Origin of the sequence: Citrobacter sp. Awk 4, assembly GCF_028069725.1 — a bacterium.
Taxonomy (GTDB): Bacteria; Pseudomonadota; Gammaproteobacteria; order Enterobacterales; family Enterobacteriaceae; genus Citrobacter_D.
The window spans coordinates 13304-26375 of record NZ_JANEWG010000017.1; the positions used below are offsets into that span (position 1 = coordinate 13304).

Annotated in this window: 14 protein-coding genes; 8 read left to right on the forward strand and 6 right to left on the reverse strand. The window is 50.5% G+C overall.

Features of this window, described 5'->3' with window-relative positions; translation table 11 throughout:
• Positions 1-1929 (reverse strand): threonine--tRNA ligase, encoded by a 1929-nt coding sequence (thrS, locus tag NNO04_RS09285; RefSeq protein WP_271444406.1) that lies wholly within the window; start codon positions 1927-1929, stop codon positions 1-3.
• Positions 1930-2230: 301 nt separating this feature from the next.
• On the opposite strand from thrS, the gene yniD reads away from it, so the two are divergent.
• On the forward strand, positions 2231-2338 hold the full coding sequence (gene yniD / locus NNO04_RS09290) for a small membrane protein YniD (protein WP_162379854.1): 108 nt from the start codon (positions 2231-2233) through the stop codon (positions 2336-2338).
• Between the two features lie 175 nt (positions 2339-2513).
• Here yniD and NNO04_RS09295 read toward each other — a convergent pair whose 3' ends face one another.
• Complete coding sequence (locus tag NNO04_RS09295; RefSeq protein ID WP_271444407.1) at positions 2514-3272, reverse strand: DUF481 domain-containing protein; 759 nt, start codon at positions 3270-3272, stop codon at positions 2514-2516.
• 288 nt (positions 3273-3560) lie between these two features.
• Between NNO04_RS09295 and pfkB the strand changes: the two genes are divergently transcribed.
• The 3 genes from pfkB (at position 3561) to NNO04_RS09310 (ending at position 5854) form a co-directional block, all read left to right on the forward strand.
• On the forward strand, positions 3561-4493 hold the full coding sequence (gene pfkB, locus NNO04_RS09300; RefSeq protein ID WP_271444463.1) for a 6-phosphofructokinase II: 933 nt from the start codon (positions 3561-3563) through the stop codon (positions 4491-4493).
• A 103-nt stretch (positions 4494-4596) separates the two neighbouring features.
• Positions 4597-4887, forward strand: coding sequence for a type V toxin-antitoxin system endoribonuclease antitoxin GhoS (gene ghoS, locus NNO04_RS09305; protein ID WP_271444408.1), 291 nt, complete (start codon positions 4597-4599; stop codon positions 4885-4887).
• A 106-nt stretch (positions 4888-4993) separates the two neighbouring features.
• Complete coding sequence (locus NNO04_RS09310; protein ID WP_271444409.1) at positions 4994-5854, forward strand: fructosamine kinase family protein; 861 nt, start codon at positions 4994-4996, stop codon at positions 5852-5854.
• An 88-nt stretch (positions 5855-5942) separates the two neighbouring features.
• Here the strand turns inward: NNO04_RS09310 and NNO04_RS09315 are convergent, their stop codons facing one another.
• Positions 5943-6482, reverse strand: coding sequence for a YniB family protein (locus NNO04_RS09315; RefSeq protein ID WP_271444410.1), 540 nt, complete (start codon positions 6480-6482; stop codon positions 5943-5945).
• Between the two features lie 149 nt (positions 6483-6631).
• Here NNO04_RS09315 and hxpB point away from each other — a divergent pair, with 149 nt between their 5' ends.
• From hxpB to tcyP, 4 genes are all read left to right on the forward strand, one after another.
• Positions 6632-7300 (forward strand): hexitol phosphatase HxpB, encoded by a 669-nt coding sequence (gene hxpB / locus NNO04_RS09320; RefSeq protein WP_271444411.1) that lies wholly within the window; start codon positions 6632-6634, stop codon positions 7298-7300.
• Positions 7301-7431: 131 nt separating this feature from the next.
• Positions 7432-8193, forward strand: coding sequence for a 2-dehydro-3-deoxy-D-gluconate 5-dehydrogenase KduD (gene kduD / locus NNO04_RS09325; RefSeq protein WP_271444412.1), 762 nt, complete (start codon positions 7432-7434; stop codon positions 8191-8193).
• Between the two features lie 96 nt (positions 8194-8289).
• On the forward strand, positions 8290-8877 hold the full coding sequence (locus NNO04_RS09330; protein WP_192612035.1) for a metal-dependent hydrolase: 588 nt from the start codon (positions 8290-8292) through the stop codon (positions 8875-8877).
• Positions 8878-9012: 135 nt separating this feature from the next.
• Positions 9013-10404: a cystine/sulfocysteine:cation symporter gene (gene tcyP, locus NNO04_RS09335; protein WP_192612034.1), complete on the forward strand. Its 1392-nt coding sequence runs from the start codon at positions 9013-9015 to the stop codon at positions 10402-10404.
• A gap of 61 nt (positions 10405-10465) precedes the next feature.
• Here the strand turns inward: tcyP and cedA are convergent, their stop codons facing one another.
• The 3 genes from cedA to NNO04_RS09350 form a co-directional block, all read right to left on the reverse strand.
• Complete coding sequence (gene cedA, locus NNO04_RS09340; RefSeq protein WP_271444413.1) at positions 10466-10708, reverse strand: cell division activator CedA; 243 nt, start codon at positions 10706-10708, stop codon at positions 10466-10468.
• A gap of 206 nt (positions 10709-10914) precedes the next feature.
• A complete protein-coding gene (gene chbG, locus NNO04_RS09345; protein ID WP_271444414.1) occupies positions 10915-11673 on the reverse strand; it encodes a chitin disaccharide deacetylase in 759 nt (252 codons plus the stop codon).
• A gap of 12 nt (positions 11674-11685) precedes the next feature.
• Positions 11686-13035, reverse strand: a complete 1350-nt coding sequence (locus NNO04_RS09350; RefSeq protein ID WP_271444415.1) for a 6-phospho-beta-glucosidase — start codon at positions 13033-13035, stop codon at positions 11686-11688.
• Positions 13036-13072 lie beyond the last annotated feature (37 nt).

Here is a 13072-nt window from a genome sequence, read left to right on the forward strand (position 1 = left end):
TTATTCCTCCAGTTGTTGAAGACTGCGGCTGCGAATCTCTTGTTGCAGCTTCTCGATAACTTCATTTACGTCCAGGCTGCCCAAGTCTTTGCCACGACGGGTACGCACGGCAACTTTGCCTGCTTCTACCTCTTTGTCGCCACAGACCAACATGTAAGGGACACGACGTAAAGTGTGCTCGCGGATTTTAAAGCCTATCTTCTCATTTCTCAAGTCTGCTTTTACTCGAATACCCGCATTTTGTAGTTTCTGCGTTAATTCGTTAACGTATTCAGACTGTGAATCGGTAATGTTCATGACGACAACCTGAACCGGCGCAAGCCAGGTCGGGAAGAAGCCAGCGAACTCTTCAGTCAGGATACCGATGAAACGTTCCATAGACCCAAGAATTGCGCGGTGAATCATAACCGGCACCTGACGTTCGTTGTTTTCGCCAACATAAGAGGCGCTTAAACGGGACGGCAGAGAGAAGTCCAGCTGTACAGTACCGCACTGCCATGCACGATCGAGGCAGTCATACAGGGTAAATTCAATTTTCGGACCGTAGAACGCGCCTTCACCAAGTTGGAACTCAAACGGGATGTTGTTTTCTTCCAGCGCAACTGCCAGATCCGCTTCAGCACGGTCCCACATTTCATCGCTACCGATACGTTTTTCGGGGCGAGTAGACAGTTTGACGACGATTTTCTCGAAGCCAAAAGTGCTATACATATCGTAGACCATACGAATACAGGCGTTTACTTCATCACGGATCTGCTCTTCAGTACAGAAGATATGCGCATCATCCTGAGTGAAGCCGCGCACACGCATCAGGCCATGTAGCGCACCTGACGGTTCGTTACGGTGGCAACTACCGAACTCCGCCATACGCAGCGGCAAATCGCGGTAGGACTTCAGACCCTGATTGAAGATCTGAACGTGCCCCGGGCAGTTCATCGGTTTGATGCAGTATTCACGGTTCTCAGAAGAGGTGGTGAACATCGCATCTTTATAGTTGTCCCAGTGACCTGTTTTTTCCCACAGAACACGGTCCATCATGAACGGACCTTTCACTTCCTGATACTGGTACTCTTTCAGTTTTGAACGAACAAAAACTTCCAGTTCACGGAAAATGGTCCAGCCGTCATTGTGCCAGAACACCATACCCGGCGCTTCTTCCTGCATATGGTACAGGTCAAGTTGCTTACCGATTTTACGGTGGTCGCGTTTGGCCGCTTCTTCCAGACGTTGCAGGTAAGCACTCAGGGCTTTTTTATCGGCCCATGCAGTACCATAAATACGCTGCAGCATCTTATTGTTGCTGTCGCCGCGCCAGTACGCGCCTGCGGTTTTCATCAGTTTGAAGTGATGGCAGAAACGCATGTTCGGCACGTGCGGACCGCGGCACATATCGACATATTCTTCATGATGATACAAGCCAGGCTTATCATCATGCGCAATGTTTTCATCAAGAATAGAGACTTTATACGTCTCGCCACGCTTCACGAAGGTTTCACGTGCTTCGTGCCAGCTGACCTTTTTCTTAATGACGTCGTAGTTTTTCTCAGCGAGCTCGTGCATCCGCTTCTCGAGCGCGTCGACATCTTCCTGGGTTAACGTACGGTCAAGATCAATGTCATAGTAAAAACCGTTGTCGACAACCGGACCGATAGCCATTTTGGTATTCGGCCAAAGTTGTTTGATCGCGTGCCCTAACAGGTGCGCACAGGAGTGACGAATGATCTCAAGACCTTCTTCATCCTTCGCGGTGATGATGGAGAGCTTCGCATCATGCTCAATCAGGTCGGAAGCATCAACCAGCTCGCCATTTACACGGCCAGCAATGGTGGCTTTCGCCAGTCCTGGACCGATGTCCAGCGCAACATCCATGGGGCTTACAGCGTGGTCGTAATGGCGTTGGCTGCCATCAGGAAGAGTAATAACAGGCATGTTATATCCTTATTTGCAGTGGTGACCCGCACGAAAGATCACATACAAAGTTTCAATGTTAAATTTATCAAAAAGTGATGGACTGATTCCCGCTTCACTCTGCGAAATATGTCACGTACCACCGCATGGCGATACCGTAACCTACGTCCGCTTTTTGATAACACCGTTTGACAGTGTACACGGCATTGTCTGTCGTTCAAAGCCGCAATCACACTGTTCTCTATGATGTAAATCAACCCGCTGACTTGCCGCGACTTTGTTACACTAAGAAATTGAGTGTGAATTTAACAGGAAAAGGATAATGCCGACGAACCGCTTTGCGAAAAAACACTGGAAGATGGTGGTTGTGTTAATTGCCATCTGTGGAGCGATGCTTCTGCTACGCTGGGCGGCGATGATCTGGGGTTAAGCTTCAGAATAAGGGCTGAGAGTTTAGCGTAGTCTATTCCCTGTGCGACAATAAAACGCAAATGCGCGTGAATATTACCTCATTGGTGATATCCGAAATAACTTTCTGAACAGAATAAAAAAACAACCTCGCACTTTATAACAGCCGGATCGCCTGCAAACGACCCGGCGCGCATTTACATCTTATAACCCAATGAAACGGTCGTACGGCGATCCGTATGCTCTGGTGCCGTTTCCGGCGGCTCGGAGTTCCAGGTCACATTGTAGGCAACCTTCAAGCCGAAATGTTCATTGATGGCGACATCCAGAGCTGTCTCCGAATTGAGGGTGGTATCATCCGCCCCAAACACTGACACGCCCTGCGTGAATTTAGTGGTATCCGTCATCTGCCAGGCGTAAGCGCCTGAAGCATAACCGAGTGGCTGAGTTTCCGTCGTATCATCCGTGCGCTCGTCATAACGCACGCCGGGACCGAATTCAAAACGGAAACTGTGTACCGGACCATTGAGAAACTGGCGACCATACCCTGCCGTCGCGATGTCACGTTCGTGGTAGCCGTTGTAGCGATCGGTAAGCCAACTTGCCTGGCCAAAAAGATAATCATAATCGGTGGTGTTAAAACGACTACGGCCACCCACGGCATATTTCTCCGAGGAACGCTCATCATTCGACGAGGTGTTGCTGGCATTCCCCCACAGTGACCATGCGGTGGTTTTCCCGTACCAGGTCATGGTGGTATCAGCCGTCAAGGAAGAACTTTGGGTATTGCCTGACTGAGCAAGGTATCCCGCATTAAGGTTACCTTCAAAGGGTTTCTTCGCGGTGGTGGGATCATCCATGACAGTAAAAACGGAATCATCGGCGGCGGCATGCATTGACGCAACGACGCCACCCGCCAGCATCAATGCAGCGGGTACTGTCTTCAAAAGCTTCATTTATAAAGAGTCCGTACAACAAAAAAAGAGACCATGACGGTCCCGGAAACCTTCTTAGGGATCAAAGACAAACGATCGCTGGAAAGGTAACAAATTATAAAAAGGCCCGAATAACATAGCAATGAATTCTTATTTCATTTTTTGAATAAGGGCGCGCCTAAATCAATAAATTATTTATATCTGCACATAATGCAAATTATGAATAAATAGCCAGTAAATCATATCGTTAATCACTTCACTTTCCAGGCGTTCGGTGCCAGACTGAATTCAGCCTAACAGGAGGTAATGATGGTACGTATCTATACGTTAACACTTGCGCCCTCTCTCGATAGCGCAACTCTCACTCCACAAATCTACCCCGAAGGGAAACTCCGCTGCACGTCACCGGTTTTTGAGCCCGGTGGCGGTGGCATCAACGTCGCCCGCGCAATTTCACATCTTGGTGGTACTGCCACTGCAATTTTCCCCGCTGGCGGTGCCACTGGCGAACACTTGATCGCCCTATTGGCCGATGAGCATGTTCCCGTCGCGACAGTTGAAGCCAAAGACTGGACTCGCCAGAATCTGCATGTCCACGTCGGAGCCAGCGGCGAACAGTATCGCTTCGTGATGCCCGGCGCATCGCTTAGCGAGAATGAATTTCAACTGCTCGAAGAACAGGTTCTCGAAATTGAATCCGGGGCATTGCTCGTCATCAGCGGCAGCTTGCCGCCCGGCGTCAAGCTGGAAAAACTCACGCAACTCATCTCGGCGGCGCAGAAGCAAGGCATCCGCTGCATTGTTGACAGTTCAGGCGACGCCCTCCGCGCGGCCTTAGATATCGGCAATATTGAACTGGTTAAACCCAACCAAAAAGAACTGAGCGCGCTGGTCAACCGTGAACTCACTCAACCTGATGACGTGCGTAACGCGGCCCAGGAAATTGTGAAAAGCGGTAAAGCGCATCGGGTGGTTGTTTCTCTGGGTCCACAAGGTGCACTGGCGGTCGATGCCGACAACTGCGTCCAGGTCGTCCCTCCCCCAGTGAAAAGTCAAAGCACTGTGGGGGCGGGTGACAGTATGGTTGGCGCCATGACGCTTAAACTGGCTGAGGGTGCATCTCTGGAAGATATGGTGCGATTCGGTGTTGCCGCGGGGAGTGCAGCGACGCTCAATCAGGGAACGCGTTTGTGTTCTTCTGAGGATACACAAAAAATTTATGCTTATCTGACGCAGTCATAGCGGTTTTCCCCTCCTTTATTGTGAGGGGATTCGCCGACAAATCTGTCAGCATGATGATTCTCCGTCTATGCTGAAAAGTCATGTGATTACAAAGAGGTGAATTATGGCCAGTGGTGACATCACCCGTTATGTCATAACCATAACGTTTCATGAGCACTCTTTGACGGAAATTAATGAGCTTAATAACCACCTGACACGCGGTGGTTTCTTGCTGACCCTGACGGATGAAGACGGAAACGTACATGAGCTGGGCACCAACACCTTTGGTCTTATTAGCGCACTGAGTAAAGACGAGGTGACGGCACTCACCGCAGGGCTGGCTGAAAGTGCGTTAGGCAATAAACCCGGAGTTTCTGTTGCCACATGGGAGGAGTGGCGAAAAGACAAACAATAAGTGCCATTACAGCGACGACGCGGTTCAGGTGTGCGTCAGTTCGTGTTTTTTTACCGCATTTATGCGCTAACCTTATGATCTGGCAGACAACATGGGGAGAGACATCATGTGGCAGGCTATCAGTCGTCTTTTAAGCGAGCAATTAGGTGAGGGCGAAATCGAACTGCGTAATGAACTGCCTGGCGGAGAGATCCATGCCGCATGGCATTTACGCTATGCGGGACGTGATTTTTTCGTTAAGTGTGATGAAAGAGAGCTCCTTCCGGGCTTTACGGCCGAAGCTGACCAACTGGAATTACTCTCTCGCAGTAAAACCGTTACGGTGCCAAAAGTGTGGGCCGTAGGTTCAGACAGAGACTACAGTTTCCTGGTGATGGATTATCTCCCTCCCCGTCCGCTGGATGCCCATAATGCGTTTATCCTGGGTCAGCAACTCGCGAATTTACACGCATGGAGCGAGCAACCGCAATTCGGCCTTGATTTCGATAACGCACTCTCTACTACGCCACAACCCAACGCCTGGCAACGACGCTGGTCGACCTTTTTCGCAGAACAACGTATCGGTTGGCAGCTAGAGTTGGCTGCAGAAAAAGGAATAGCGTTCGGTAACATCGACGCTATTGTTGAACATATTCAACAGCGACTCTCCTCACACCAACCGCAGCCCTCACTGTTACATGGTGATTTGTGGTCTGCAAACTGTGCGCTGGGTCCAAATGGGCCTTATATCTTTGACCCTGCCTGCTACTGGGGTGACAGAGAGTGCGATCTGGCGATGCTGCCTTTGCATATCGATCAACCTCCCCAGATTTATGATGGCTACCAGTCTGTTTCCCCGTTACCGTTAGATTTTCTGGATCGCCAACCTGTCTATCAGCTGTATACGTTGCTAAACCGGGCGATTCTGTTTGGCGGGCAACATCTGGTCATTGCGCAGAAAGCGATGGACAGACTGCTGGCAGCGTAGTGCTTGTGCCCGATGGCGCGACGCTTATCGGGCACACAACGACAACCCTCTGCCGGATAAGGTTTCCGTCACCATCCGGCATTATTTTTTATCCGACAAATCCCAGCACAGAAAAGAAAACGTAGCCGAGCACGATAATAATCACCGGCAGGATATAAAGCGGGAAAAACTGCAGAAAGATGCTGTGATGCGGCACGACGATACGCGATTCGATCTGTTCGCGCGATATCCCTTCAGCGCCTTTGGCTTTCTCCAGAATCAACTGGTCTTCAACGCCTTCACGAAGAAAACGCGCCTGGCGACTCATTCTGGCACCAGAGTCCTGCAACGCCAGACCAATGAAGATCAAAACAAAAATCACCCAGAACACAACATTGAGGCTGTATTGAAAATCCGGCGTCGGCGAGTTGTACCAGAACAGGTTCAAAAACGGGGTATTAACGCGCATCATATCGATCATCACGTGGGCAAAATCGAGCATCACTGCATTTATCCCCTCTTGCTTCTCGCTGTGGGCGTACATAAATTTCAGTACCGACACCAGCGTAGAAATCAACGCAGGGATGAAAATCACCCATCCCAGAATCCTTTTTAAGATAGCAATGCGTCCAGCTTGTTGATACGTCATGAGTTCCCCTTGATAAAGACGCGTCGTTTTGGCCTTAAGTCTACCTGCTGATAACTGTTTTCGCCCGATCTTTAAAGGCGCTATGATACGTTAGTAACCATAATGCACGCTCAATACCTTACGTTTTAATCTCAACAGGAGAGGTTGTGATGTCAACCCCGCGTCAAATTCTTGCTGCAATTTTTGATATGGATGGATTACTGATCGATTCCGAGCCGCTATGGGATCAGGCTGAACTGGATGTAATCGCAAGTTTAGGCGTAGATATCGGCCGCCGCCATGAACTCCCGGACACCCTGGGTTTACGTATCGATATGGTTGTCGACCTGTGGTACGCGCAGCAGCCCTGGAAGGGACCTGATCGTCAGGAAGTCACCGACCTGATCATCGCGCGGGCTATTTCATTGGTAGAGGAAACGCGCCCGCTGTTGCCTGGCGTACGTGAGGCCGTTGCGTTATGCAAATCTCAGGGATTGCTGGTCGGCCTGGCGTCAGCCTCCCCGCTGCATATGCTGGAAAAAGTCCTGACCATGTTTGGCCTGCGCGAAAGCTTCGACGCCCTCGCCTCGGCGGAAAAACTCCCCTACAGCAAACCACACCCGCAGGTTTACATCGACTGCGCCACCAAACTGGGCATCGACCCGTTAACCTGTGTCGCGCTGGAGGACTCCGTCAACGGCATGGTGGCATCGAAAGCCGCACGAATGCGCTCCATCGTCGTTCCTGCGAAAGAGGGTCAGCACGATGCGCGTTTTGCCCTCGCCGACGTGAAGCTGAGCTCATTATCCGATCTTACAGCCACCCATTTACGTGGCTAACTGTCAGGGGCAATAGTCAATTGCCCCATATTTTTAAAACACTGTTTCATTTTTTATTGTATTCACTCGTCACCTCTTCTATCCTTCATTGCAGAAGTTATCGCCTTTCAAAATGGGTAGCCGGGGTAAGTATGATTTTGAATACATTTAGTCTGTCGGGTAAAACGGCGATCGTCACCGGTTGTGATACCGGGCTTGGTCAGGGTATGGCTGTCGCGCTTGCTGAGGCAGGCTGCAACATCGTGGGTGTGAACCGGAAGATCCCTCACGAGACGGCAGCAAAAGTTACGGCGCTGGGCAGGCAGTTTATGACGATTCAGGCCGACCTCAGCCAGCAAAGTGCTATCGCTGATATCGTGAGCCAAACGGTAACGAAATTCGGGCAGGTGGATATTCTGGTCAATAACGCCGGGACAATTCGCCGCGATGATGCGCTCTCTTTCAGCGAAAAAGACTGGGATGACGTGATGAACCTGAATCTCAAGTCTGTTTTCTTTCTTTCGCAAGCCGTAGCTCGCCAGTTTTTACAACAAGGTCATGGTGGAAAGATCATCAATATTGCCTCCATGCTCTCTTTCCAGGGCGGGATCCGTGTTCCCTCATATACTGCCTCCAAAAGCGGTGTGCTGGGCCTCACCCGTCTGCTGGCCAATGAATGGGCGCCACACCAGATCAACGTCAATGCCATCGCCCCGGGTTATATGGCTACAAACAATACGCAGCAGTTGCGCGATGATGCCGGGCGCAGCAAAGAGATCGTCGATCGCATTCCGGCCGGACGCTGGGGCACACCTGATGACCTGAAAGGCCCGGTGGTTTTTCTCGCCTCAGACGCTTCTGCCTACATCAACGGCTATACCATTGCTGTTGACGGTGGTTGGCTGGCACGCTAATCACCACTTTTGTGACATAGGGTTACAACGTCACCTCTTCCGCCTACTGTACAAAAACCCTATACTGTATGAATTGACAGTTTATTGGGTTCTATCATGACGGCGGAAGGCCACCTCCTTTTTTCAATTGCCTGTGCGGTATTTGCCAAAAATGCCGAGCTTACGCCCGTTCTCGCGCAGGGCGACTGGTGGCATATTGTCCCTTCAGCAATTCTGACCTGCCTGTTGCCTGACATTGATCATCCAAAGTCATTACTCGGGCAGCGGTTAAAATGGATCTCCAAACCGATTGCCAGGGCATTTGGTCATCGCGGATTTACTCACAGTCTGTTGGCGGTATTTGCGCTACTAACGACCTTTTATCTCAAAGTCCCCGAGACCTGGATTATCCCGGCCGACGCCCTGCAGGGCATGGTACTGGGTTACTTAAGCCATATTCTGGCAGATATGCTAACGCCAGCAGGTGTCCCTCTGCTCTGGCCGTGTCGCTGGCGCTTTCGTCTGCCTATACTTGTCCCGCAAAAAGGCAACCAACTGGAGCGCTTTCTCTGTATGGCGCTGTTTGCCTGGGCCGTGTGGATGCCGCAAACAATCCCCGAAAACAGTGCCGTACGCTGGTCATCGCATATGATCAATACGCTGCAATTTCAATTTAACCGTTTTATAAATCACCAAATTGATTAGTAAATCGACGCAACTGTCATTTTTGGCATAAACAATTCCATTTGAATATAAGAGGCAACTCACAGTTCTGCTAATCTTGCGGCAACAGAATCGCTGTAACGAAGCGACATAGATAAAAAGATCAGGAGAACGGGGATGAATTTTCCATTAATTGCGAACATCGTGGTGTTCGTTGTGTTGCTGTTTGTGCTGGCGCAAGCCCGTCATAAACAGTGGAGTCTGGCAAAGAAAGTACTGGTGGGTCTGGTTATGGGCGTGGTCTTTGGCCTTGCCCTGCATACGATTTACGGGTCTGACAGCCAGGTCTTAAAAGATTCAGTTCAGTGGTTCAACATTGTCGGTAACGGCTATGTACAACTGCTACAAATGATTGTTATGCCGCTGGTGTTCGCTTCTATCCTGAGCGCAGTAGCACGCCTTCATAACGCCTCTCAACTGGGAAAAATCAGTTTTCTGACCATCGGGACTTTGCTGTTCACCACGCTGATTGCCGCACTGGTGGGGGTACTGGTGACCAATTTGTTTGGTCTGACGGCTGAAGGTCTGGTTCAGGGTGGCGCAGAAACCGCGCGTCTGACTGCGATTGAAACCAACTATGTGGGCAAAGTGGCCGACCTCAGCGTACCGCAGCTGGTGTTGTCGTTCATCCCGAAAAACCCGTTTGCCGACCTGACCGGAGCGAACCCGACCTCTATCATCAGCGTGGTCATTTTCGCTGCGTTCCTCGGCGTTGCGGCGCTGAAACTGCTGAAAGATGACGCACCGAAAGGCGAACGCGTGTTAACCGCCATCGATACCCTGCAAAGTTGGGTGATGAAACTGGTACGTCTGGTGATGCAGTTAACGCCTTATGGTGTGCTGGCGCTGATGACCAAAGTCGTGGCGGGCTCTAACCTGCAGGACATCATCAAACTGGGAAGCTTTGTTGTGGCGTCCTATCTTGGCCTGGCGATTATGTTTGCCGTACACGGCGTTCTGCTTGGCGTCAACGGCGTCAGCCCGCTGAAATATTTCCGCAAAGTGTGGCCGGTCCTGACCTTTGCCTTTACCAGCCGTTCCAGCGCAGCGTCTATTCCGTTGAACGTTGAAGCGCAAACGCGTCGTCTGGGCGTACCGGAATCTATTGCCAGCTTTGCGGCCTCTTTTGGCGCGACAATTGGTCAGAACGGTTGTGCGGGTCTGTACCCGGCAATGCTGGCCGTGATGGTGGCGCCTACCGTTGGGATTAACCCGTTGGATCCCGTATGGATTGCCACGCTGGTTGGTATTGTCACAGTAAGCTCTGCGGGTGTTGCGGGTGTGGGTGGCGGTGCGACGTTTGCAGCGTTGATCGTTCTGCCTGCGATGGGACTGCCAGTCACGCTGGTTGCCCTGCTGATTTCCGTCGAACCGCTGATCGATATGGGACGTACTGCGCTGAATGTCAGTGGTTCAATGACGGCCGGCACCCTGACCAGTCAATGGCTGAAGCAAACGGATAAAACCATTCTGGACAGCGAGGATGATGCCGAACTGGCTCACCACTAATTCATACCCATGATGTGTAAAAACCGCCTGTATCCCCTACAGGCGGTTTTTTTATATCCCTTTATTCTGCCAGCTCGTTTTCCTGGCGGATCTGATTTGCCCAGCGCTGCGCCGACTCCGGAACGGTAAACGCAGGCGATCGCTGAAACGACTCCCCTATTAAGACAAATGCGACGTATTTTCCACGCAAAATCCACACGTCACGAAATGCGTCCATTTTCATCGCGTGTTCCGGCGGCGCTGGCTCCACGCGAGGAACATAGCTGATAACCGGGCGATTTTGTTGGCGAAGAGGTTTCATCATCAGTTGTTTCACTAAAGGCAAATTCAAAAAATCAGAAAAACACTATCTTAGCCGATTTTGCCCACCGGCGTCCTGTCCTGCGTGCGCAGTGACACACATCGAGGCGATTGCAGGCGAGAGAGTTGAAGGGGAAATAGCGAGCAGCAAACATAAACCGTGGGTGAAAGAAAAAAATGCGGCGCCTTATCGCGCCGCAAACTCAGGCTCTACACATCAAGAAAACTGCCGAGACGATACCCACGTTCCGCAATGGCATTTTTCAATGACGGGGACGTAAGCACATCAAGCTCAGTCAAGCGGGGGTAACAATAGGCGCTCTGACGAAGAGTATTGTCGACAAAGGCCGGATGACACATAACTTCAAGCGATGACTCGCCTCTTCCCGCAGAAGCGTCAAGCACCTGCAAAAAGAGTGATTCTGAAATCGCCTCACCATAAAACTCGCTGCTAAACCCTTGCGGGCTTCGCAGCGCCACCGGCAAATCGGTATCTTTAAATACCGTCTGGCGATCAATTCGCAATGCAACGCCCTGTTGTGCGGCAAAATGCGCCACCAGCGGGAAAAGTTGCGGGAACATATGGACATGGTGATGGCTGTCCAGATGCGTTGGCGCTTTACCAAACAGTTCTATAAAACGCTGATACTGACATTCCAGTTCATGGGAAATTTCGTCCAGTGGCAAAGCGTCTTCTTCCGCCATCTGCCAGATCCATTTCCCCAGACGGCCATCACGGGCAAGCCCTGGCATCTGCGTTAACGGTTTCCCCAGCGTCAGAACAAAATGCATCCCCACCGCAAGTTCAGGGACTTCACGGCGAAGCTGAACAGCATGATCGATAGCGTCACCATTGACCAGCGCAGTCGTGGAGGTGACTACGCCATGACGAAAACTGTCCACAATGCCGTAGTTTTGCCCTTTGCTTAGACCAAAATCATCCGCATTTACAATCAATAAGCGTTCCATAGCCAACCTCTGTTAATGTTCTTTGAGCTTTTCAACGCAGTCGGCAAAATGAGGCAGCCACTTTTCATGCGCCAGAATCAGTTCACGTGCCAGGCTTTCCGCATCACGGTCAGAATGCACCAGCGGGCTCAGGTTAAGCGCCAGCAAGACATCATTAAATTCGCCACTCAGCGCCGCCTTACTTGCCGCGACTTCAAACCCTTTAATGGTATAGATAAGTCCCAGCACTTTCTCGTCAAAATGCGTAATACGCGGATGTGGCGTTGCGCCATTGCGTCCTAACGTACAGGTCATTTCCACCGCCCAGTCAGCCGGAATATTATCGACATGCCCATGATGCGGGATGTTGACATAATGTTCAGTCTGTTTGTCATTATAAATTGCGTTAATCACTTCACAGGCGGCGTCGGAATAATATGCCCCACCGCGCTGTTCAAGCTCTTTCGGCTTCACATTAAGTTCTGGATTTTTATAAAGGTCAAAAAGTTGTTTCTCCACTTTCTGCACCACCTGAGCGCGAGCGCCACCTTTATAATATTCGCCTAATTCAATGGCCAGCATCTCTTTCTGTTTGAAGTAATACAGCAGATAAGAACACGGCAGCAGATTCAGAGAACGAATTAAACCTTCGCTAAACGGCAGGTCGAAAATATTCTTCACCGTTGAGGCTTTCAACTCACCGGAGGCGACACCGTCGAGAAGCTCAGCAAACCGTGATTCACCGTTCACCAGCACATCTTTAATAAAGACCATATGGTTCAAACCAAACAGGTCAATAGACAGGTCGTCATCTTCCGATAATCTCAGCACGTCATTAATAAACATCTTCATGCCAACCGGAATATTACACACGCCAATAAATTTCTTGAAGCTGGTGTGTCGATAAACGGCTTCAGTCACCATTCCTGCCGGGTTGGTAAAGTTAATCACCCATGCATTCGGGCAGAGTTCCTCCACATCTTTGATGATGTCGAAAATAACCGGAATAGTTCGCAGCCCTTTGAACAAACCGCCTGCACCATTGGTCTCCTGACCAAGATACCCCTGACTGAGTGGAATGCGTTCATCCAGTTCGCGGGCTTTCAGTTGTCCCACGCGCAATTGGGTCGTGACAAAGTCAGCCCCTTTTAACGCTTCACGGCGGTCAAGAGTTTTAAACAATTTCATCGGCACGCCAGCTTTGTCGATCATTCGCTGGCAAAGATCAAAAATAATGTCCAGCTTCTCTTTACCACCGTCAACATCGACCAACCATAATTCGGACACCGGTAATTCGTGATAGCGCTTAATAAAGCCTTCAAGTAATTCAGGGGTGTAGCTGCTCCCGCCACCAATGGTGACGATCTTTAATTTCTGGCTCATAATATCTCCCTTCAGTGTAAAAACACTGGCGTGTATT

Excerpts from the sequence above, each read along its gene's own strand:
- thrS (WP_271444406.1), bottom strand. The coding sequence starts at position 1,929 with ATGCCTGTTATTACTCTTCCTGATGGCAGCCAACGCCATTACGACCAC.
- yniD (WP_162379854.1), top strand. The coding sequence starts at position 2,231 with ATGCCGACGAACCGCTTTGCGAAAAAACACTGGAAGATGGTGGTTGTG.
- NNO04_RS09295 (WP_271444407.1), bottom strand. The coding sequence starts at position 3,272 with ATGAAGCTTTTGAAGACAGTACCCGCTGCATTGATGCTGGCGGGTGGC.
- pfkB (WP_271444463.1), top strand. The coding sequence starts at position 3,561 with ATGGTACGTATCTATACGTTAACACTTGCGCCCTCTCTCGATAGCGCA.
- ghoS (WP_271444408.1), top strand. The coding sequence starts at position 4,597 with ATGGCCAGTGGTGACATCACCCGTTATGTCATAACCATAACGTTTCAT.
- NNO04_RS09310 (WP_271444409.1), top strand. The coding sequence starts at position 4,994 with ATGTGGCAGGCTATCAGTCGTCTTTTAAGCGAGCAATTAGGTGAGGGC.
- NNO04_RS09315 (WP_271444410.1), bottom strand. The coding sequence starts at position 6,482 with ATGACGTATCAACAAGCTGGACGCATTGCTATCTTAAAAAGGATTCTG.
- hxpB (WP_271444411.1), top strand. The coding sequence starts at position 6,632 with ATGTCAACCCCGCGTCAAATTCTTGCTGCAATTTTTGATATGGATGGA.
- kduD (WP_271444412.1), top strand. The coding sequence starts at position 7,432 with ATGATTTTGAATACATTTAGTCTGTCGGGTAAAACGGCGATCGTCACC.
- NNO04_RS09330 (WP_192612035.1), top strand. The coding sequence starts at position 8,290 with ATGACGGCGGAAGGCCACCTCCTTTTTTCAATTGCCTGTGCGGTATTT.
- tcyP (WP_192612034.1), top strand. The coding sequence starts at position 9,013 with ATGAATTTTCCATTAATTGCGAACATCGTGGTGTTCGTTGTGTTGCTG.
- cedA (WP_271444413.1), bottom strand. The coding sequence starts at position 10,708 with ATGATGAAACCTCTTCGCCAACAAAATCGCCCGGTTATCAGCTATGTT.
- chbG (WP_271444414.1), bottom strand. The coding sequence starts at position 11,673 with ATGGAACGCTTATTGATTGTAAATGCGGATGATTTTGGTCTAAGCAAA.
- NNO04_RS09350 (WP_271444415.1), bottom strand. The coding sequence starts at position 13,035 with ATGAGCCAGAAATTAAAGATCGTCACCATTGGTGGCGGGAGCAGCTAC.